Below are 21,194 nucleotides of genomic sequence, written 5' to 3' on the forward strand. Positions count from 1 at the left end.
TCTCAAAAGAAGGAGGTGGAGTAATGGCAGAAAGAATAAAAGGATTACAAATTGACTTATCCATGAAAGACATGGGGGTTAGTAAAACATTAGCTGGAATAAAACGTGAGTTTAGATCATTAGATTCAAGTTTAAAATTATCTAGTAATAACTTTAAATATGGCGAAAAAAGTGCTGCATCTTATAAATCAAGAATGAACGATTTAGATGGTGCAATTAAATCTGGTACTACAAACTTAAATGAGTTAGAAAAACAATATAATGAAGTATCGCAAGCTCAAGGTTCTAATAGTGCTAAGGCTGTTAGACTTCAAACTGAATATAACAAGCAAGCAAACTCTATAAACGCAATGCGTGATGAATACGGTCGCTTAAATCAATATTACAAAGAAAAATTTTCACTAAGTGGAAGATTGGCCAACAGTTTTAGTAGTATTGGCGAAAGTATGACTGGTGTTGGACAAAAGGCGCAAGACATGGGGAGTTCACTCACAAGTAGTATAACTAAACCAGCGTTGATTGCAGGAACTGCAATGGCTGGTATTACAGCTAAATTAGGTTTTGATAGGCTTGTTGGTTTGGATAGTGCGAAAGCTAAATTGGAGGGGTTAGGATATTCAACTAAAGAAGTTGGATCTATAACAGACCAAGTAGCAAAAGCTATTCAAGGCGGTATGACTACAATGGCCGAAGGTACTGACGTTGCAGCAGGTGCGCTTGCAGCAGGAGTTAAAGAAGGTAAAGAGCTACAGAAATACATCAAATTAGTTGGTGATGCTGCAGTTGGTTCTAATAGACCAGTATCTGAAATGGCAATGATATTTAACCGTGTTCAGGGGCAAGGTAAATTAATGACAGAAGAATTGAATATGGTTGAAGAAGGTATGCCAGGATTCAGTAATGCAATGGCGAAACATTTAGGTGTGTCTTATGATGCATTTAGAAAAATGGTTACAGAAGGAGAAGTAAGTTCGAAAGACTTCCTTGCTGTAATGGATGACTTTGCTGGTGGAATGGCTGGTGCATATTCTAAGTCATGGTCAGGTATGGTTCAGAATACAAAGGCTTATATCGGTCAAATTGGTGAAAGTTTACTAGGTGGCGTATTTGAACAAGCTAAAGGATCATTGCATGAATTTGAAAGCCTTCTTAAATCCCCTGGTGCGCAACAATGGGCAAAAGAAACGGGAGAAAAAATAGGTAGTGCTTTTAGTAAATTAACAAGTGGTATTTCAAGTGTTATTAAGTGGTGGCAAAGTTTAGATGGAGGCACTCAAAAAACACTTGGTGGAATAGTAAAATGGCTAGGTATCACATTAGTAACAATGGGACCCGTACTAACTATATTTGGTAAATTCACAAGTATGATTGGTGGAATGTTTAGCGGTCTTTCGGGATTGATAAAATTCTTCGCAAGACATAATACAGCAGCTAAAATATCTACTGCTTCGCAAGCATTGTGGAATGACGTTACTGCTACTGCTAGAGGTATAGCTAACGCGTATAGGTATGCTGTTGCAGCTTTAACCACTTCTCAAACAGCACAAGCTATTAAGTCGAAAGTGGCTGCAGCAGCAACGGTCGTATGGACAGGTGTTACAAAAGCGGCAACAGTAGCGACTAGAGGTTTAGGACTAGCAATAAGATTTATGACTGGACCAGTAGGTATAGTTATAACTGCTATTACTGCATTAGTTGGTGGCATCATATATCTATGGAAAACTAATAGTACATTTAGAAATGCAGTTATTTCGGCTTGGAACGCTATTAAGAGAGCTGCTATCTCTGTATTTGGTTTCATTAAACCATACATCATAAATATATGGAATGCTATTAAGAAATCATCAATAGCAGTTTGGAATACACTCAAAAAGGTTGCTACTACTACATGGAATGGAATTAAATACGCAATTCAAAATCCTATTAAGGCATTGAAAAATGTGTTGTCCACTTTATGGAATGGAATGAAAGCAGCAGCAATTAAAATTTGGACATTATTAAAAAATGGTGTAGTTGCAATTATTAAAGCTTATGTAAATCAAGCTAGAACTAACTTCAATCTTGTTAAACGTATAGTAGTGACTATATTTAATTCTATAAAGTCATTCTCTATCAAAGTATGGAACGCAATAAAAAATGGCATTATAAATATTGTTAAAGTATTAAAATCTAGAATTACAAACACATTTAATGCTTTGAAAAAAGGTATTATATCGATATTTAATGCAGTTAAGAATTTCTCTTTAAAACTATGGACAAATATTAAAAACGGCGTTGTTTCAAGAGCTAAATCTTTATGGAACGGCGTAAAAAGTATGTTTACTAATTTGAGAAATAGTGTGAATTCAATTACAAGTAAAATAAGAAACTTCTTATATAGTGTGTGGAATGCTATAAAAAATAAAGTAGTTTCGCTTGCTAAAGCGCTATGGAACGGTGTTAAAGACAAATTTAACTCTTTATCAACAGGAACACGTAAGATATTTAATGCAGTCCGTAATTACTTAGTTGATAAGTGGACGAATATTAAAGATAAAGTGGTTGGAATGGCTACTGGCATCAAGGATAAAGTAACAGGTGCTTTTGGAGTAATGAGAGATAGCTTGAAGAAAATCATTGGCAAGATTACTGGATTCTTCGACGACATGATGGGTGGCGTTGAAAAAGGTCTGAATAGTTTAATTAAAGGTATTAATAAAGTTGGTTCTATGCTAGGCATGGGGAAAGAAATGATTAAACCAGTTAAACTATCAACGGGTACAGAAGGTGCTTCTGGTAATGTAGTTTCAAATGGTGCAATAAGTAGCCCTACATTAGCTACAGTGAATGATAGTGGTCCAGGTAACGCTCGAGGAATTGGAGGTTATCAAGAGTTAGTTCAGAAGAGTAACGGCTCGGTATTTGCACCACAAGGAAAAGACGCTACAGTAATGTTAGATAAAGGCGATAGAGTAATTAATGGTCGTACTACATCTAAGTTACAAAAAACAGGACAAATTCCTAAATTCTCTAAAGGTACAGGTAAGAACAAGAAGAAAGATAAGAACTTATTAGAGCAAGGATGGGATGCAGTAAATGGTACTTACGATTCTGCCAAACATGGTATATCAAAAGGTATGCAGAAGACTGGCGAAGCTTTAACTAGTGCAGGTAAGTTTTCAAAAGACTGGATTACTAAAAATATTGGTGATGTAATGGACTGGATTAAAAAGCCGGGTAAATTACTTAATAAAATATTAGATGGTATGGGTGTCGGTATGAGTTCGTTTGGTATTGAAAAAGGCAACGTTCCTTATGATCTAATGGGGGGTATGTTTAAAAAACTTAAATCAGCAGCTACTGACTTAATCAAATCTTGGTTTGAAGAAGCAGAAGGTGGCGAAGGTGACGCTGGATGGTTGTTAAAACATGATATTTGGCAGAAATTCGGTAACTACACTGGTGGATTAGGATTTAACGGTGGTAAACACTATGGTGTGGACTTTGGTATGATGCCAGGTACAAACGTTAAAGCTGTTGCTGGAGGTAAAGTATCAAAAGTATGGAATGACTATGGCGGCGGTAAATCTATTGAAGTTGATATAGGTAAAGGATTAACTAACTGGTATATGCACTTAAGCAAACAATTAGTTAGCAAAGGCCAAAAGGTCGGTGTTGGTGATTTAATTGCTAAATCAGGTAACACTGGTGCATTTACGGCAGGTTCAGGACATCTTCATTTCCAACTTAATAAAAATGGTAAACCACAATCCAATGTACTTGAATGGCTCAAAGGTCTTGGTGGAGGAGGTAAGAAAAAACCTTCGGCATGGGGAAGTACAATTGACAAAGCCGCTAAGAAAATGAAAGTGAATCTTTCAAGTGCAGAAAGAAAAGGTATCATTGCCCAAATATCTAGAGAGTCAAATGGTGATGCAGGAGTAACTCAAGGTAACATCGGAGATATTAACAATTTACGTGGCACTCCAGCACAAGGTTTATTACAGTACGTACCTAGTACGTTTAAATCATATGCCATGAAAGGACATGGAAATATCAAATCTGGTTACGATCAGTTGCTAGCTTTCTTCAACAATAAAAACTGGCGTAGAGATTTACCATATGGCAAGAGTGGTTGGGGTCCATCTGGTGGGCGTCGTTTTGCCACTGGTGGATTGATTAATTCGTCTGGTTTATACAATTTAGCAGAAGAAGGACATCCAGAATTTGTAATACCTACAGACCCAAGTAGACAATCTGACGCAATGAAGTTACTTGCTATAGCTAGACAAAGAATAGAAGGTAATAAGAAAAACAAACGACCTAATCAAATGCGCACACCGTCGGCTACTAGCAATAGCGACAATGAAATGATTAATGTCATGGCAAAACAACTAGAAGCTACTCAAAAACAAGTTGAATTACTTACTCAACTAGTTGCTAGTAATCAACGCCTAGAACATAAACCAACTGGGTTTAATGAACGTAATGTAAGCCAAGAACAGGGTAGACGAGCTAGAATGTCAGCTTATTCTAAAGGAGGTGTCGTATTCTAATGGTAAAAACGGTAACAATTTTTAACGATGATTTTTCTACTACTCTCACTGACTTAAAAGGTTTGAAATTTTTAGACGCCAAAGAAGAAGGTGTTGAAGTTATACCCAACACTGTCGAAACGAAAGGTAGAGATGGTATTAGGATAGGTAGAGCATCATTTGGCACATTCAAATTGGTACTACGTTTTTTCTATCGTGGCACAGATACACAAGATTACAAGTTATTTAAACATAAATTGAGGGGTCTCCTATTTAGGAGAGACCCCTTTTTTATTGTTCATTCTGACATGCCAGCGATAAAGTACGCAGTATATTGTGAAGAAAATGCAATTACAGATATAGGAACTAAGTTTGGAGAATTTGAAGTTACATTTGTAGTTATCAAAGGTTTTTCAGAATCGTTAAAAGATACACTGGATGTTAATTTTTTATCTGATAACTGGCAATTTGAGAGTGGTTTGATAACAGACCAAGATATAAGTTATAGGCATAATAGAAAGGGATTTAAAATATGGAACGGTAGTAATGACACTATAGACCCGTTAAACCATAAACTTATTATCAGAATAAAAGCAGATGCACCAAACGGTTTATCACTTGTCAATCACACTACTGGGGATCGTTTTATATATTATGGAACATTAAAGAGTTCACAAACGTTAACGTTGAACGGTACGCATCCTATTATTGGTAATAAACGAGTAGGTTTTGAAAGTAATTTGGATTGGATAAATCTAGCAGAAGGTATGAACAACATAGCAATAGAAGGAAACAATATAACGAATGTTTATACTGAATTTGAATTTAACTTTGTATACAGGTAGGTGATATTGTGCGAAACAAAGAATTGATATTAAAAAATAGAGCTGGTAATTTTGTGGAGGTATTGCATGATTATGATCCAGATACTTTTAAATATGAATATGAGAAAAACGGTGATCGTTCAATATCATTTACTGCTATAAAAGTTAGTGGAACAGAAGATATATTTGAAATGTTGGTAAATGAAAATTACATCATATATGACAATCAACATTATGTAATTAAATCTACTTCATTATCTTTTGACACACAGGTAATAACATGTGAAGTAGAAGCAAAACATATTTTTATGGAATTTCAAAACCATTACATTGAGAAAGACATTGAAGATGAAGAATTGAATACCGAAACAGTTGAAGATGATAATGCACCAAACTATACACTTGAACAGTTCCTTCAATTTGCATTTGATAACGAACCACTAGGATTTAAATATGAAATAATCGGCGATAATAAGCGTCTAGCACAAGTTTCAGAGTTAGGTAATAAAAATGGTTTGGAATATATAACCGAAGGTGCAGAGTATTTTAATTATATTTATTTTGCAGATAATAAAAAAATATACTTTTATAGTCCAGACCAGTTTTATACACGCGCGAATTTCCCTTTGATATATAGAGGTAATTCTGATGATGTTAGTTTAGAAATTGTAACTACGGATTTAAAAACAATCATTCGGGGTTACGGTAAAAAGAAAACCAAATCAGAAACGAAAAATTATAAACCTATAAAACCTAAAGATTTAAAATATAGTGGTACTTTTGATAAAACAGGAACTTGGACAACAGAAAAAGTAGGAGCAAGTTACAGTGTAAGTTTTACATGTAAATGGGGTAACGAATCTTTGAATTGGACGCGCAAGAAAGGCTCAAAAGGTGGCATTGTCGATATCTATCTTGATGATAAGAAAGTAAATACTTTTGAACAATACAGAAAAACTGCTAAAACAGATTCGGTTACGATTGCAAAAAACCTAAGCAAAGGAAAACATACTTTTAAAGTTGTATTTAGAGGTGGTAAATCGGGTGTTGATTATAAAAACAAACCACCAGTCATGTATGTTGGGACTGAAAAAACAACCATACTCAACTTAACAGCTGTATTAAAAGGCAAAGACGTTTACCACGTATACGGTGAATATAAATCACCGAATTATGAAGCTTTTGGTCACATGCAAGCGCCTACTGTGTTTGATGAAAAATATACAAACACAACAGATCTAATTGACGGGTTGAAAGAACAGTTGAATGATGAACCAACAGTAGAATTGGCAACGAACTACTTAACAAATGGCGACGATATTATGTATATAGGTGAAGAAGATGTTAAAGAGAATAATATTGTTCGATTTATTCATAAACCTTTAAATTTTAATACAGATTTAAAAGTAGTCAAATTAACTAAGTATCACCCCCTTACACAAAAACCAGTAGATATAGAATTTAGTAATGCTAAAATAGATATTATCGATATACAAACAAGAACAAACGAAAGAATTAAACGTGCTAACAGTACGATTGCACAAGGTAATTGGAATGTTAATAATAATCACAGTTATGACTTTTATGGTGATGTGATGGGTAGCGTATTAGTCGATGATTAATAAAGGAGGGGTTAAATGGCTGTTATAGATGCTAGACCCTTAATAGATAAAGAAGGCAATCAATATTTCCCTTTCACCGATGTAAGTTGCGTGAATGGTTTACCTGATAATATTGAAGAATTAAACAGTACAGATGTTATAGAAGATTTGAGTAGTATTAAAATTCAAATCGCTAACCTACAAAGTGCTATTGAAAATACAGTTCATGATACAGGTTGGCAAGACATTGTATTGAACAACGGTATAACCCCATATAGTGCAAACGAAACACCGAAGGCTAAAGTAATTTCAGTCAGTGGTGTTTCTTTTTTATCGCTCAAAGGTGCGGTTAAAGGTTTAACAGCAATAGGAACTATCGGTTATTTACCAAAAAGTTTAAATGTGGTTTTGAGTGAAAGTCGGCCGTTTGTACAAAATAGTTCCATTATTTCTGGCACTCCTAATTTTGCAAGGTGGCGTGTTCAAACGACAGGTAATATAGATTTAGAACGTGCGACACAATCCACAATAACAGCTAGTAATTGGTTTCCTATAGACACAATAATAATGATTTAAAAAGGAGCTTAGATAAATGTTAAAACTACAAAAAAGCTTAACGTCATCACTTGGACAAGGTTTCAGACAAGAATTGCACACTAACTTTTTAAGAACTGAAACTTTTGTTAATGAATTTGCAGACAAGTTCAGATATCACAAATTAGAGGAAAAGGAAGCCCATCACTCTGCACAGATAACAGATGAAAGATTTAAAACTGTTGAACGTGGACTGAATATCATTAATAAGCGCTATGATAATTTAGTCTTATCTAAAGGGAAAAACAGTTTACAAGAAGTTAAAGACGCTAGGTTGGACACGTTAGGAACAAGACACGAAACATTGTTTGATAGATTATTATCAGATTCTAACAGACATGAAATAGATAAAGAAGAATTAACTAATACTGTAGAAGAAACAAGAAATCAAATGTTAGCACAAGAGTTTGAATTTGATATTCCGAATTCTTCTTGGCAATATCTTACTAACCTATCACCAATGACCAACTCTGTTATGCAATCATTCTTAATTGATGAAACTTGTGATATAGCATATCAAACACAGGCTTATAGAGAAAATTATAAATTAACGAAAATGAAAGCTAACGGTCAATTCCTTTCGCAAATGGAAATTGACGGTGGTGGTCATGGAACGCAAATTGCTTTAAGACATGACAAAGTAGAAAACAAGACATGGATTTATTCTAACATTAAACGACCAGATGGTTATCGTGCATTAGTTAGGTTCACTTATCGTCCAGATATTACTTTAGGTTATGGTGAGTATGATATGGAAGAAGTATATACTGGTCATCCAGAACGTCCATATATGACACCATATATCAATGAACATGAAGGATTAATCATGTTAAGAATTGAATATCCTAAGAGTGAATGGGAATCTCGACAAACTGCTAACTACGTAGAAATTAGACGAATAGAAGATATCGATAATAAAGTCGATAAGGTTTTATACAGTATGGATATACCTAAGCATCTAACATCATTTGGAGATATTACTCAACCAATGCAAGGGTGTGCTTACGATGACGGTAAATTATATTGGTACACAGGGGATAGCAACCCAGAAATACCAAATTTTATGACCGTATTTGATTTGAAAAACGGAAAACAATTATATCAAAAAGAAGTCGATATTGGTATATCTGGAAATGAATATCCTGGAGACTTTGCAGAAGCAGAAGGTTGCCAAATCTATTACGATGAAGAAACTGGTAAGAAGGCTTTACTTGTCGGTGTAACAGTTGGTGCAGCTAACTATCGCGCACACGAAGTACATGGAATATTCATGCGTGGATTGTTTGAAAAAATGAAAGCACCTAAAACACCAATTTCAACTTACGAAACAGGTGGGAGAACTAAGAGTTTCCCAGTAGAACACTTCAACAGAATGGCTGATTTACTCGAACCTGGGGATTATTATATGAACACTGTTGATACTATGAGAGTATCAGATTTCCCATTGCCGAAAGAAATGCGAGATGGTGGTTGGTTCTTAAACAACAGTGCTTTTAATGTTCAAGGTGTTATGAAACAAACGTTAACAAGAAATACATTCGATCGTGACATAATGCAATTCACTCGTTTAGTTTCGGTGAATAACTTTGCAGATACAAACGGAGCTTCTAGTTGGTGTCATGTTGGTTTAGCAAGTATTGGTGGTGTAGCAGAAGCAGTGCCTAACCATATTACAAATATGAACCAACTAGGCATTGTCGCTAACAAAGAATGGTACATCGATACTGCAACAAGTAGTAAATTAAAAGACTTCCCACTTCCTGGTGTTGCTGGTTGGACTTGCTATGTAGACAACGTGACAAGTAGTCGTTTCAGAGTAACATTAACTCGTGTAGCTTCTACTGCGCCAGTTGAACAAATAATCGCTTATTTTTCTTCATCAGGTAAGCCAGAACGTATTTCAAGTTGGACTCAATTTAAAGGCACTAATTTGTAGGAGGATGACAAAATATGTCAATGGATAAAATAACTAATGTTAAATTAGAAACAACAGCTAATTATCAGAGTTTAAGTAAACTTGGTGTTAGTTTTTGGAATCAAGATACTAATACAGCAATACTACAATTTCATATTACACGTAATAACTATCCTCTCTCATTGAGCCAAGAGAACGTAAAAGTTTTCATAGCACTTGAATCTGGGGATAGTTTTTTAGTAGATGATAACTTAAATTATGTAGATGAATTAAATGGAGTTGTGACATACACGATTCCTACTGATTTTATGAGAGTTGCTAAAAATGTAGTAGGTCAAGTATATGTAACTACTTTAGATCAAGAGCAAACAATTGTACAACGAAAATTCACTTTTGATGTGACCAATGATTTGATAGCTTCATTACCAGCTGAAGATAAAATAAGAGAAATTAAATACTTTGCCGATATGAGAGCAGAAGTAGCAGAAATGATGACTAAATTAAATAACGATTTTGAAAACATGAACGACTATGTTTCACAAGTAAATCAAACTACCGAAGATGGTATTGCAGCATTAACAACTCTTATTCAACAAAAACAAGATGCCTATAATGCTAATCACACAGCTAAGATGAAAGAATTAAATGATAAAGGTTCAGAATATAGCGCTAAGTTCGATGATGATAAAGTTTATATGGATGATAAGTTCCAAGCTTTCCAAGAATCAGTAAATGGTAGTGGGTTGATTACGACTGGACAGACAGGCAATTGGCAAAAGTACAAATTAACTGACGATGATGGAAATTATCCTAATGTGAGTTTGAATAATGATTTATCTAAATTACAAGCGCTTCCTCCTGGTTTCTATTACGGATTAGGTACTCCTATAACTATAAGTGGGGTCAGTACAAGTGGTTTTATTGAAGTGTCAGTCAAACCACCTGGAACAGTAAAACACATAGTATACAGACCATATAATGTAAATAAAGAATTTGTAATGAGATATTACAATGAGTGGAGTGGATGGGAGAATAGAATGGACGGGCTAGAGAAAACTATAGATGCCCAATCTAAAGCCAACACAGCAGAAAACAACGCCAAACAATATACAGATGAAAAGTATAGTAAGCGTAATAAAATTTTATTTGAAGGTACTGCAAGTGGTGTTGGTACTGCCATTAATTTAGATGAAGATTTAGACAATTTCATAATGTTGTATATTATTGGAGATTTTCCTGGTGGTGAGTTTTCTGCTTTAGGTAATCCTATTGGCACACGTAACATCAATATCAACACTGATAATGTAGTAGGTTTGGACGCAACAGACGCAACAAGTTATGAATGTACATTAAAGAAAATTAGCAGACAAAAATTAGAAATCAATTCAGACAACTATGTGAATATTTTAACTGGTGAAGGGTCTGGAGCTAATGCGAACAAATTTACCATTCAGAAAATTATAGGGGTGTATAAATAATGAGAATATTAATTAATAAGAAGAATGAAATTATTGATTACGCCATAGTTGGTAGTTTAGATGGGGATTTTGAAATAGATGATTCTATAGTACCACAAGGCTTTATGTTGTATTTCAAACCTACACGTTATTTATACAATGAAGGGACAATTGAATTGAATAGTGATTTTGAAGAAGACACTGAAATAAATTTGCCGACCGTACCGCCTACAATTGTCGCGCCTGGTACAGATGAGGAACTACGTGTAATGTTCGCGACTATGCAAGTTCAAATTGTACAAGCTAATACAATGGTTATGCAATTGTCTAAACAAAACTCTCAATTATCACAGGAGTTAGTGAGAATAAACCAAGCTATAGATGATATTAAAGAGGTGGATAAAGATGAAAATGCTATTTCCGAAGTATGAAGATATTAAAACAATGTACGGTTGGGGTTGTTACACAAACGACCAAATAAAATGGTTTGTAGATATGGAAGTTATAGACAAAGAAGAATACGCATTGATCACTGGTGAAAAATATCCAGAACAACCACAGGCTTAGACTTGTGGTTTTTATTTTATAGAAAGTGGGTGGCATGTTGAGTGTGGATGGAACAAAAGATATTGAACGACGGGTTGGTATCTTAGAGGACAAAGACAGATATAACGATAAACGATTTAGGAATATAGAAACGACAATAAAAGAAGATAGAAAAGAAGTTTACAACGCTATCGAAAAACTTCATAACTCGTTAAGAGAAATCGAAAGAGGTCAACACACCCAAGAATTAACAAATCAGAAAATGGATTTCACCTTAGATTCCATAAATAAAGAGAGGGAATCTGAAAGGCTTCATAAAGAAGAAAGTCGTAAAGAGTTTAAGCAACTTAAATGGCTAATAATAGGTACAATTTTCACATTGTTTAGTTCTTTAATCATTGCATTAATTAGAAGCTGGCTAGGTATTTAAAGGAGGTGAAAACCATGTTCAAATTCATATTAGGTGGAAGCTTTTGGCAATGTTTTTGGTTTGGAGATTGTAAATAATATTTAAATTAAGTCGGCACATTTGTGTCGGCTTTTTATATTAATTAGGAGGAATTATAAATGGAACAAATTATCGCATTTGCTGGGATTATCTCAGTTATCACAATCGCATTAACGGAAGTTATTAAAAGAACGAAGACAATACCTAAAAACTTTATACCGATTGTTTCAATGGTAATTGGAATACTCATAGGCGGCATAACAATATTCATTCCAGAAATTGTAAGTGAGTTATCGGTAGCGGGTCGATTACTAGCAGGGTTGATAAGTGGCCTTATGGCAACAGGTATTTGGGAAACGTTCAAGAATAAGAATGGTAAAAATCCAAACAAACTGGGTGGAGGAGCCGAAGCAAAACAACCTAAAAAATAAAACGAATTAAGTCGACTTAACGGTCGGCTTTTTATTATGGAGGTATTTTTAAATGAAAAAACAAGAAGCCGTTAACTGGGCAGTAAAAAACATCGGTAAAAGTTTAACAGCTGGACAATCAAATGGGGCTCAATGTGCAACGTTTATTATAGAATTTTTAAAAGCACATTTTGATGTACACCCAACGGGTAATGCAGTTGATTTTATTGATTATAAATATCCGAAAGGATTCCAAGTCATTAAAAACACGAAAAAATTTATCCCTCAAAAAGGCGATATTTTTGTATTAGATGATGGAAGCTATGGACATACAGGTATGATTACTAATGCGAATCAATATTTATTTGATAGTATTGACCAAAATTGGTATAACGCTTCAAACAATGGAAGTCCTGCAGCATTTATTCAAGATCATGTGTATGATGATTTTGTAGGTGTCATTCGTCCACCATATAAAGACGCAGAAAAGGGTGTTACTACAGAATCAACAAAGATAGAAACAATCAATTATTCAATTAATTATACAATGAATGAGCGTGTAGGTTCTATTGATGGTGTGGTTATTCACAATACAGCTGATAGTATTTCTGCTAAAGAGCAATATAATCGTTTGAGTAATGCATCTGTGGCTCGTTATGAGGGAGGCGTTGCTCATTATTATGGAGATAGAAAGACAATGTGGCGAGCGATTGATACATTCCGTATCGCGTGGCACGTGGCTGATAGTTATGGTAATGGTCATTATTTAGGTTATGAAGTTTGTGATTCAATGCGTGCTAGCAATAAAGACTTTGTGAAAAACGAACAAGCTATATTTAAACAAGCAGCCATTGATATGTTGTATTACGGTTTAAAACCAAATAGAAAAACTGTGAAGCTGCACAATCAATTTGTAGCGACTGCCTGTCCACATAGAAGTATGGCATTGCATGTGGACTTTGACCCTATTATTAGTGGTGCACCTTCGACAGCAAAACAACATGAGATGCAAGATTACTTCATTAAAGAAATCACTAAATATTATAAAAATCCAACTTTAGATGTTGGTGTGCCAGACAATGTTACAGATGGTGTAACAATACCTACTGATGAACAAAAGAAAAATCCAGTCAAAGATAAAGGTAAAAAAGTCGGTAATAAATGGCGTAGAAATCAACATAATATTTTGTGGAAACCTGAGAAAGGAACATTTACAGCAACAACTAATATCTATACTAGATATAATGGTCCGTGGACTGGTTGGGAAATTGCAGGCATGTTATATGCGGGTCAATCTGTAAACTATGACGAAGTATACGACTTTGACGGTTATATTTGGATTGCGTGGACAGTAAACGGTGGGGCACGTGTTTATATGCCAATCGGTGACTCAAATGGAAATGGTAGTAGAATAGGAGATGCGTGGGGAACCTTTAGTTAATAAAATAATTATTGAGCAAGCAATATAGTTGTGATAATATTTAAAATAAGATAATTATAAAAGTAAATTGTTACAATTATGAATTATTTATATTTGGCGCTTCGGCGCCTTTTTTATTTGCTAAATTACATAAATAATTAAAGTTTTAGGTGAATAACGAGAGGGAGAAGGATAAATGGAATTAGGTATTGGTTTTGGTATGCTTTTATTACTCTTAATTGGCATTGTTTTAACCATTGTATTTTGGGTGGTCATTATTAAGCTTTTAGTATGGGCATTAGGTGATACGGGGTGTATTATTGTTGTAGTTATTATTGGGGGCCCTATCATTGGTTTCGCTGCTTACTTGTTATACAAATATTTAGGTTATTAGAAACATATAATTGAATATTTACTACATGAGACAGTCGTTAATCCGGCTGTCTTTTTTCATGTTCGCCTATACGTTCGTATCCAAGGAATATTAAAATGTTTTATATATTGTTAAAAATATTTTTAAAGGGGTATATAAATGGCATACGAAAATTACTATTCAGAAACAGATAAAGAAGAACAAGAAGATGTAACAATTTTTGATGAAGAAACAGTATATATTAATTCTATAGAAGTTATGGCAGGAAAAAATGATGGAGTTTTAATTATGAGGTCGAATTCACCTCGTGGAATAGAAAAAGAGTTAAACATCATGGTAAGTCCTGCTACGTTAAAACATTTAGCTGATACTACAAGCGACATTGTTGCTAAATATGAAAGTGCTTTTGGTAAATTACCTGAAAGTGAAATTAACTTTTTAAGAACTCCTGAGGATGAGTAACTAATGAACGACGATTATATTTTTAGTACTACTGATCCACTTAATAGAGAAGTGCGATTAAAGAAAACTACTTGGGAATTTCATGTAATGAATGAACACGAAGAAAGAAAACATTTTAAGGGCAATGAAGATTTTTTTGAAAATTTAGTATCTGACCCAGATTATATTTTCTCACAAGAAAGTATAGGGCCTAATGTTAGGTGGAAATATTCTTCTTATGGTAATATTAAAGAAGAAGGAAATCCAAAGATTTATAATATTATAGCTGAAGATAATTCAAATCATATGGACATAGTTACTATACTTGAAACTAGTAAGACACAATTAAAAGAATCCGAACGTAAAAAGGAGGCCAAAATTTATGATCGCAGAAAGAAGAATAAAGATTGACGTGGATAAGCAATTAGACGCGATGTATATAAATTTCCTAGATGCTTCAAGTGATTCTGATAGTGATATAACCAGTGAAGAATTAAGTCTTGGTGTATATAGGGTCTATGATGATACTCGCCCTTATATTACATTTAGATATGTTATTTTGGACTTATCTTATCAAGATTTAACGCAAATAAGTAAAATGATAAGTGTGCCAAATCTGAAGAAGTATATATAATGGCTTTTTAAAATAAATGTTTGAAAACACTCACTCAACTAGTGGGTGTTTTTTGTGGTACAATATATTCACATGTACATATTATAAAATGATAATGATTATTACCTATTAAACCGCCCACTGACATGTGTGGGTGGTTATTATGTTAGTAAAATTAACACAAATTTTGAAAAATCAATTTTTCATAATACACTAAGATTGGCTAGTAAAAACTAGTACATTTTACCACGTGTGATAATGATATATTTTTAACAGTCTGCTCCCCGCGGGCTGTTTTTATTTATTTAAAAATTCATTAAGTACAGGGTTGTTGTCTTCTTTTTCAATAACTGTCGATACATCGTCAGTTAATTCATCTTTTGTATCTATTATTTCTTCTTCGATTAAACTTTCCACTCTATTAGCAACTTCTTTTTTATTCCAACCTATTTTTTTAATTTCACTTTTGTAATCCATGTACACTCTCCTTGGTTGTCTGAATTTATATAAGGATTAAGTATAATTTATTATAAGAAAAAAAGAAATCTAAATTAAACTGAATTAAGTGAAATTCAAAGAAATGATATAAAGGAGTTAAGACAGACCTGCCAATTCAATACGAGCTTAATCACCGATTTTATTTTAAAATTTTATATTTACAAACTAGGATGTTACAAATTCTAAGCGCTTTCTTAGATGAAAAAGACTATAGATGATATTATAAAGTTAGTTAAGAAATTATAATATTGGAGGATGATTTATGATGAATAAAACAGCTGTTATTACGGGTTCTGCAGGTGGTTTAGGTAAAGGGATAGCAGAAAGACTGGCAAATGATGGTTTTAATTTAATAATACAAGATCTTAATGAAGAACTCCTTTTAGAAACAGAAAAAGAATTTAAGAACAACGGTTTTAATGTTGCCGCATTCAAAAGTGATGTTTCGGTAAAAAAAGAACAAAAAGAATTAGTACAGTTTGCAGTTACGGAGTTTGGTCAGATAGACGTTTTTGTTAATAACGCTGGAGTAGATGCTGTTTCTCCATTTTTAGAAATAGATGAAGAACAGCTTAGTAAACTTTTCAATGTAAATGTTTATGGTACAGTGTTTGGGACACAGGCTGCAGCAGAGCAATTTAAAAAACAAAATACAGGTGGTAAAATTATAAATGCATGTAGTATTGCTGGGCATGAATCTTATGAAATGTTAGGAACATATTCAGCTACTAAACATGCGGTTCGTTCTTTTACACAGACTGCGGCCAAAGAATTAGCTCAAGATGGTATTACAGTTAATGCATATTGTCCTGGCGTTGCTAAAACTAAGATGTGGGATCGTATCGATGAAGAAATGGTTAAATATAACGATGATATGGAGCCTGGAGATGCATTCGAAGAATTTTCTTCTGCAATAAAATTAGGAAGATACCAAGAACCAAGAGACGTTGCTAATTTAGTATCTTTCTTAGCTTCAGAAGGTTCTGGTTATATTACAGGTCAGTCTATACTTACTGACGGTGGGTTAGTATATAGATAACATGAACTATATTTGACGCATCTTTACGAGTTGTCTTTTTTATGATATAAATATTTTAAGCAATGTATTATTGCTAACCATTCAAATATACCTTACTAAAAGAAGTAGATACGTTGTCCCGTGTCTGCTCTTTTTATTTATCACTTGTAAATTATAGAATATTCTGATAATATATACATTGTGAACTTCTTACCTTTCAAAAAGATTTCTATATTATATCTCGGGCAGGCACTTATGTGTCTGTCTTTTTATTTATGTGGTACAATCTATTTGTAAGTTGCCCCCTAGCAGCTTATACCTTGAATATATTTTTTCACAGCCATCCTTATGGATGGTTTTTTTAAATTTATAATGATATAATTTCATTAGTTTCTCAGACATAGAAACTTCCTTTGATAGTATAGGTAATAGTTTAGACAGCCGTTAAATCGGCTGTTTTTTATTTTATAATAGATTATGCGTGATTATATTATAAAAGTATATACTCATGTGTTTGTTTTTTGATAGTGTACTTTTTAAAATAATATATATAGTAATTCAATCTTTTATGTTATGATTAAATTCCTACTACTGTCTCCTAAAAATTAAAAAAGGAGATTTAATATGATAAATATTATTTCAGCAATTGGATCACTAGGAACTTTTATTATGGCGTTATTTTATTTTGTATCGGTATCAGTTCAACTTTACCAAATGAAAATTAGTTTTATCCCAGCACTTGGTTTTAATCAAATCCTTTTAGAAAAAGAGGATAATAAAAATTTAAATTTAAGAAATACGACTTCAAATTCTGAAGAAAACGAAGATTATTTAAAGTTATATAACCTTGGTGGAGGAGCTGCTAAAAATATAACTGTCGAAGTTATATTAGGTAAAGATAATGTAATTCAGAAGAAATATATAAATATGTTACCTAGCAAAGAAAGCTATATGTTACCTATTAATAAAACTGTATTCGATGAATTGGACGATACTATTCAAAATAATGGTTACGAATCAGATATGAATATTAGGCTAACATATTATCACAATGTGAGTAGAAAGAAACAAGAAGTATTATTAAAAGGTCATATTGATAGTTTTAATACTTATGAAAATAAAGATATATATGAATTACAATTTATATGATTTTTTATTAATAATTAGTTTTCAATGAGAAAATTGGGGTATTTAATTATTAAGCGACGTAGAACGCTTAACAAAGCGTAATAAATTAGCCTATCTGATTAGATAGGCTGTTTTTTATTTATTTAAAAACTCATTGAGTATTGGGTTATTACTTTCTTTTTCAACAACCACTGATAGATCTTCGGTTACTTCTTCTTTTATATCTATTACTTTTTCTTCGATTAAACTTTCAACTCGATTAGCTACTTCTTTTGTATTCCAACCTATTTTTTCAATTTCTTTTTTATAATTCATATGTATTCTCCTTGATTGTCTGAATTTATCTAACGATTAATTATAATTGATTATAAGAAAAGTAGATATTAAATTGATTTATGGGAACGAGTGTTCTACTATATTCATGAGGTGATAATATGAAAGTGATAAATCCAAACGCACCAGATGAATATAAATACGAAATAGATTACCGAAAAATACCTAGAGAATATCTTAATCCACGTATACCAAAAGGACGTGGCATGGTTAAGTGGCAAGCCTTCAAGACCTTGCCCGAACAATATGAACAACTAGAGCAATACATACAAGACCAAAATAAGATTGATAGACCATCATTAAGCGACCACCAATTAAATGATTTAAATGATAAGTTAATATTCAAAATGTATCATGACCCTACAATTGAATTACGTTATTTTGTTGATGGATATATTAAAACTAAAGAGGGTTATATTCACAAAGTAGATGTTCATACACAAACACTGCATTTATATGAAGAAAGTGGATTGAGTAAAGTTAATTTAAAAGATATAGTGGAGATAAAATAACACTATTTAAATGAATAAGTAATTATGAAATTAGTACAAAGAATCCTCAAAAGGGTTTAATGTTATTTTACGATAACTTCATTTGTATAAAATATATTTTTGACTTCTTATATAATCTTTATAAAATTTAAAGTGGTTTTAAGTTTTAAAATAAATTTTATAGGGAATATATTTATTAACTATTTTAAAAATTGGAGTGATGAATATTGAATATTAATGGAATACCAGAACTTGAAAATAAATTTAGGGGAGATATTAGTCCTTATGCCAAAGAAATTCAAAAATCAACTATAGAGTGGGCTAAAGAATTTAATATTTTAAGTAAAAACAATTCAAAAAAATATGAAAAACAGAATATAGGATATTTAGCATCTCGCGTTCAGCCATACGATACCTTTCAAGATGTAAGAATAACTTCGGACTTCCTTTTACTGACATGTATGCTTGATGATTATAGTGATAAAATAAAAAACCCAAAAGAATTTGAAGAATATTCTCGTAAAATAATTAATGCGCTTAAAAATATAGATAATTATAAAGAAGATCCATTTATAAATGGTTGGCGAAATTGGTGGGAACGTGCACGAAAAGGGGCGCCAATAGAATGGCAAAATAGAATAATTCATAGCATAGATAAATGTTTTGAATCAATTATTTGGGAAATTGAAAATGAAATTGAAAATTATGTGCCCGATATAGAAACTTATATTGAAAAACGTCAACATAGTGGTAGTGTTTATATTTGTTTTGATTTAGTTGAAAGAGGAGATGCGACGTTCGTTACTACTAATGCACGCGATAAAAACTTTAATGAATTAATGACCTCAGCAAATAAAATTGCTAATTGGACAAATGATATTTTGTCATTAAAAAAAGAAATAGATAACGGCGAGATACATAATTTAATAATAAGCGTGCAAAAAGAGAATGATTGTACTATAGAAGAAGCATTATTAAATGTAAAAGAGTTAACTGTTCAAGAAATAAAAAAATATAGTGAACTTAAAAATAAATTATACGCAGATAACGAACCTTTTAATAGCAAGATAATAAAATATGTTTCTAGAGTTGAAAATGCGGTACGAGCCAATTATGAATGGAGTTTAACTACAAAAAGATTTTAAAAATTAAATAAAAAGGTTTGTAAAATAATAAGAAATACGTAAAAGCCCACCTAAATGAATAGGTGGGTTGTTTTATAAACGGACGATAAACGGACAACAAAATCGTTTGAACACTATATAATAGGCATTTGGAAAAGTACTCCGTTTCCGTAAATTAGATAATCCCCGTTAAGTTGACGTGAGCAAAACGTTGATTTAACGGGTTTTTATTATATCTGGATAAGTTTGGTTAGTGTCGTAAATGAATTTTTAAGCCAACGAAACGCCAATATTAATATAATTTTTACAAGATTACGCCAACGCATTGGCATTAGTTTCTATGCTTTCTAACGCTTGTATAGCCTTATCATTTTCGGCTTTGGCTGTTTCATCTAATAAATAAGAATAAACATCCACAGTTTCCGTAAATTAGTTTTTATAAAGTGTTCTTACATACCGAAACTCTTGAAATAATAGGGTTTCGGTATTTTTGTTTTAAAATACTTTTAATTTTTTGGTCGTTTCATAGTTAAGAAGATTACAAAATATAATTCTGCGATAATTTTAAACCTAAGATTGATGTTCTTCAAGTTCCAACCATGGGTTAGAACCATAAGAAGGTCTAGAAGTATAAATAACATTTGATGCATAAAGGTCATTAAGCGTTAAAATAGGTTGTTTGTTTTGTAGGTTTTCCATTATAAACCTCCTTATATTTATAATTTGATATATGTTAATCTTTATTGAAGAAATTCAAAGTGAATGAGTATATCTGGGATGTTTTATATGAAATTGGATATGCGTATGATATAAAATATGAAAAGGTTTGGAAATGTTGAAGAAAGAGAAAAATTTAATTTACTGGGTTAAAAAATTTACGTTTTAAGATGTTTATATACTAAGAAGGATATACCACTTTACCTTAATAATAGAGATATGAAACATTGTTAGTTTAAATTCTTTTTAGATAAAATAATTGGTTATAAATTTAACTTAAGAGGATAAGAATAATTTGATTATTTGATTCTTATTTAAAGAGAAAAACTTTCTGTAATTATTATGTTTTTATAATAATACAAAAATTCTAAGTTATTCTTGGACGTTTATACAGAAAAACAAATCAATATGTACTAGATAAATATAGATATTAAGATAGTAACGATAATTTATATAAAATAAATATAAGTTTTGTGTTTAAAAATAATTTGAACTGGAATACTATAATTGCACTCCCGAATCTTATTCTCAATCACATTTCCCAAGCTCCTCTATTATTTTAGGTTCTTCGACCTTTGATGATAGAGGGGTTTTTTAGAAGTAATTCAAATTTAAAAATTTAGTCAACAAGTAGTTAATAAACATTAAACTATACTGTTATATATAGGTCGTAAAGAATACCTCTATTTGCGACAGAAAATAATTCTCGTTAAATTAAGAATTAATTTA

The 21,194-nt window shown here is 32.4% G+C and carries 21 protein-coding genes and 1 pseudogene; 19 read left to right on the top strand and 3 right to left on the bottom strand.

Annotated elements, in window-relative coordinates:
* Positions 1-23: 23 nt before the first annotated feature.
* The 15 genes from ACF91D_RS20270 (at position 24) to ACF91D_RS20340 (ending at position 15,177) form a co-directional block, all read left to right on the top strand.
* Positions 24-4,535 (top strand): peptidoglycan DD-metalloendopeptidase family protein, encoded by a 4,512-nt coding sequence (locus ACF91D_RS20270; protein WP_392437617.1) that lies wholly within the window; start codon positions 24-26, stop codon positions 4,533-4,535.
* The gene (locus ACF91D_RS20275) at positions 4,535-5,359 is read left to right on the top strand and encodes a phage tail domain-containing protein (protein ID WP_196583751.1); all 825 of its coding nucleotides are present in this window, start codon (positions 4,535-4,537) and stop codon (positions 5,357-5,359) included. Before ACF91D_RS20270 ends, ACF91D_RS20275 begins: the two co-directional genes overlap by 1 nt.
* A gap of 8 nt (positions 5,360-5,367) precedes the next feature.
* Positions 5,368-6,960 (top strand): phage tail protein, encoded by a 1,593-nt coding sequence (locus ACF91D_RS20280; RefSeq protein WP_327620655.1) that lies wholly within the window; start codon positions 5,368-5,370, stop codon positions 6,958-6,960.
* 15 nt (positions 6,961-6,975) lie between these two features.
* On the top strand, positions 6,976-7,515 hold the full coding sequence (locus ACF91D_RS20285; protein ID WP_196583749.1) for a hypothetical protein: 540 nt from the start codon (positions 6,976-6,978) through the stop codon (positions 7,513-7,515).
* Positions 7,516-7,531: 16 nt separating this feature from the next.
* Positions 7,532-9,469, top strand: a complete 1,938-nt coding sequence (locus tag ACF91D_RS20290; RefSeq protein ID WP_327620654.1) for a phage baseplate protein — start codon at positions 7,532-7,534, stop codon at positions 9,467-9,469.
* 14 nt (positions 9,470-9,483) lie between these two features.
* A complete protein-coding gene (locus tag ACF91D_RS20295; RefSeq protein ID WP_327620653.1) occupies positions 9,484-10,926 on the top strand; it encodes a BppU family phage baseplate upper protein in 1,443 nt (480 codons plus the stop codon).
* Complete coding sequence (locus ACF91D_RS20300; protein WP_196583746.1) at positions 10,926-11,336, top strand: DUF2977 domain-containing protein; 411 nt, start codon at positions 10,926-10,928, stop codon at positions 11,334-11,336. The genes ACF91D_RS20295 and ACF91D_RS20300 overlap by 1 nt, the downstream gene beginning before the upstream one ends.
* Positions 11,311-11,472 carry an XkdX family protein gene (locus ACF91D_RS20305; RefSeq protein ID WP_107540944.1) on the top strand — a complete coding sequence of 54 codons (162 nt, stop codon included), beginning with the start codon at positions 11,311-11,313 and terminating at the stop codon, positions 11,470-11,472. Before ACF91D_RS20300 ends, ACF91D_RS20305 begins: the two co-directional genes overlap by 26 nt.
* Before the next feature lie 43 nt (positions 11,473-11,515).
* Positions 11,516-11,881 carry a DUF2951 family protein gene (locus ACF91D_RS20310; protein ID WP_326034951.1) on the top strand — a complete coding sequence of 122 codons (366 nt, stop codon included), beginning with the start codon at positions 11,516-11,518 and terminating at the stop codon, positions 11,879-11,881.
* Positions 11,882-12,018: 137 nt separating this feature from the next.
* Positions 12,019-12,330, top strand: coding sequence for a holin (locus ACF91D_RS20315; RefSeq protein ID WP_196583744.1), 312 nt, complete (start codon positions 12,019-12,021; stop codon positions 12,328-12,330).
* A gap of 52 nt (positions 12,331-12,382) precedes the next feature.
* The gene (locus tag ACF91D_RS20320) at positions 12,383-13,750 is read left to right on the top strand and encodes an SH3 domain-containing protein (RefSeq protein ID WP_327620652.1); all 1,368 of its coding nucleotides are present in this window, start codon (positions 12,383-12,385) and stop codon (positions 13,748-13,750) included.
* 175 nt (positions 13,751-13,925) lie between these two features.
* Positions 13,926-14,123: a hypothetical protein gene (locus tag ACF91D_RS20325; protein ID WP_196583742.1), complete on the top strand. Its 198-nt coding sequence runs from the start codon at positions 13,926-13,928 to the stop codon at positions 14,121-14,123.
* Positions 14,124-14,261: 138 nt separating this feature from the next.
* The gene (locus ACF91D_RS20330) at positions 14,262-14,564 is read left to right on the top strand and encodes a hypothetical protein (RefSeq protein WP_096810209.1); all 303 of its coding nucleotides are present in this window, start codon (positions 14,262-14,264) and stop codon (positions 14,562-14,564) included.
* A gap of 3 nt (positions 14,565-14,567) precedes the next feature.
* Entirely contained in the window at positions 14,568-14,954 is a 387-nt protein-coding gene (locus tag ACF91D_RS20335) for a hypothetical protein (RefSeq protein ID WP_096810207.1), read from the top strand.
* Positions 14,926-15,177, top strand: a complete 252-nt coding sequence (locus ACF91D_RS20340; protein WP_096810205.1) for a hypothetical protein — start codon at positions 14,926-14,928, stop codon at positions 15,175-15,177. Before ACF91D_RS20335 ends, ACF91D_RS20340 begins: the two co-directional genes overlap by 29 nt.
* 276 nt (positions 15,178-15,453) lie before the next feature.
* Here the strand turns inward: ACF91D_RS20340 and ACF91D_RS20345 are convergent, their stop codons facing one another.
* The gene (locus ACF91D_RS20345; RefSeq protein WP_058625938.1) at positions 15,454-15,633 is read right to left on the bottom strand and encodes a hypothetical protein; all 180 of its coding nucleotides are present in this window, start codon (positions 15,631-15,633) and stop codon (positions 15,454-15,456) included.
* 286 nt (positions 15,634-15,919) lie between these two features.
* Between ACF91D_RS20345 and ACF91D_RS20350 the strand changes: the two genes are divergently transcribed.
* Together ACF91D_RS20350 and ACF91D_RS20355 are read left to right on the top strand one after the other, a co-directional pair.
* Complete coding sequence (locus ACF91D_RS20350; protein WP_047173041.1) at positions 15,920-16,693, top strand: acetoin reductase; 774 nt, start codon at positions 15,920-15,922, stop codon at positions 16,691-16,693.
* Positions 16,694-17,296: 603 nt separating this feature from the next.
* On the top strand, positions 17,297-17,821 hold the full coding sequence (locus ACF91D_RS20355) for a hypothetical protein (protein ID WP_038678767.1): 525 nt from the start codon (positions 17,297-17,299) through the stop codon (positions 17,819-17,821).
* 114 nt (positions 17,822-17,935) lie between these two features.
* Here the strand turns inward: ACF91D_RS20355 and ACF91D_RS20360 are convergent, their stop codons facing one another.
* Entirely contained in the window at positions 17,936-18,115 is a 180-nt protein-coding gene (locus ACF91D_RS20360) for a hypothetical protein (protein ID WP_038678570.1), read from the bottom strand.
* Positions 18,116-18,234: 119 nt separating this feature from the next.
* Between ACF91D_RS20360 and ACF91D_RS20365 the strand changes: the two genes are divergently transcribed.
* Positions 18,235-18,645, top strand: a complete 411-nt coding sequence (locus tag ACF91D_RS20365) for a YolD-like family protein (protein ID WP_196583740.1) — start codon at positions 18,235-18,237, stop codon at positions 18,643-18,645.
* Between the two features lie 206 nt (positions 18,646-18,851).
* Positions 18,852-19,769, top strand: a complete 918-nt coding sequence (locus ACF91D_RS20370) for a terpene synthase family protein (RefSeq protein ID WP_069793877.1) — start codon at positions 18,852-18,854, stop codon at positions 19,767-19,769.
* Between the two features lie 552 nt (positions 19,770-20,321).
* Here ACF91D_RS20370 and ACF91D_RS20375 read toward each other — a convergent pair.
* A pseudogene (locus ACF91D_RS20375) lies at positions 20,322-20,447 on the bottom strand (L-aspartate--L-methionine ligase LdmS); the annotation flags it as partial.
* Between the last annotated feature and the right edge of the window lie 747 nt (positions 20,448-21,194).

It is taken from the genome of Staphylococcus sp. 231237_7MaSpsaltlick, from assembly GCF_043107035.1.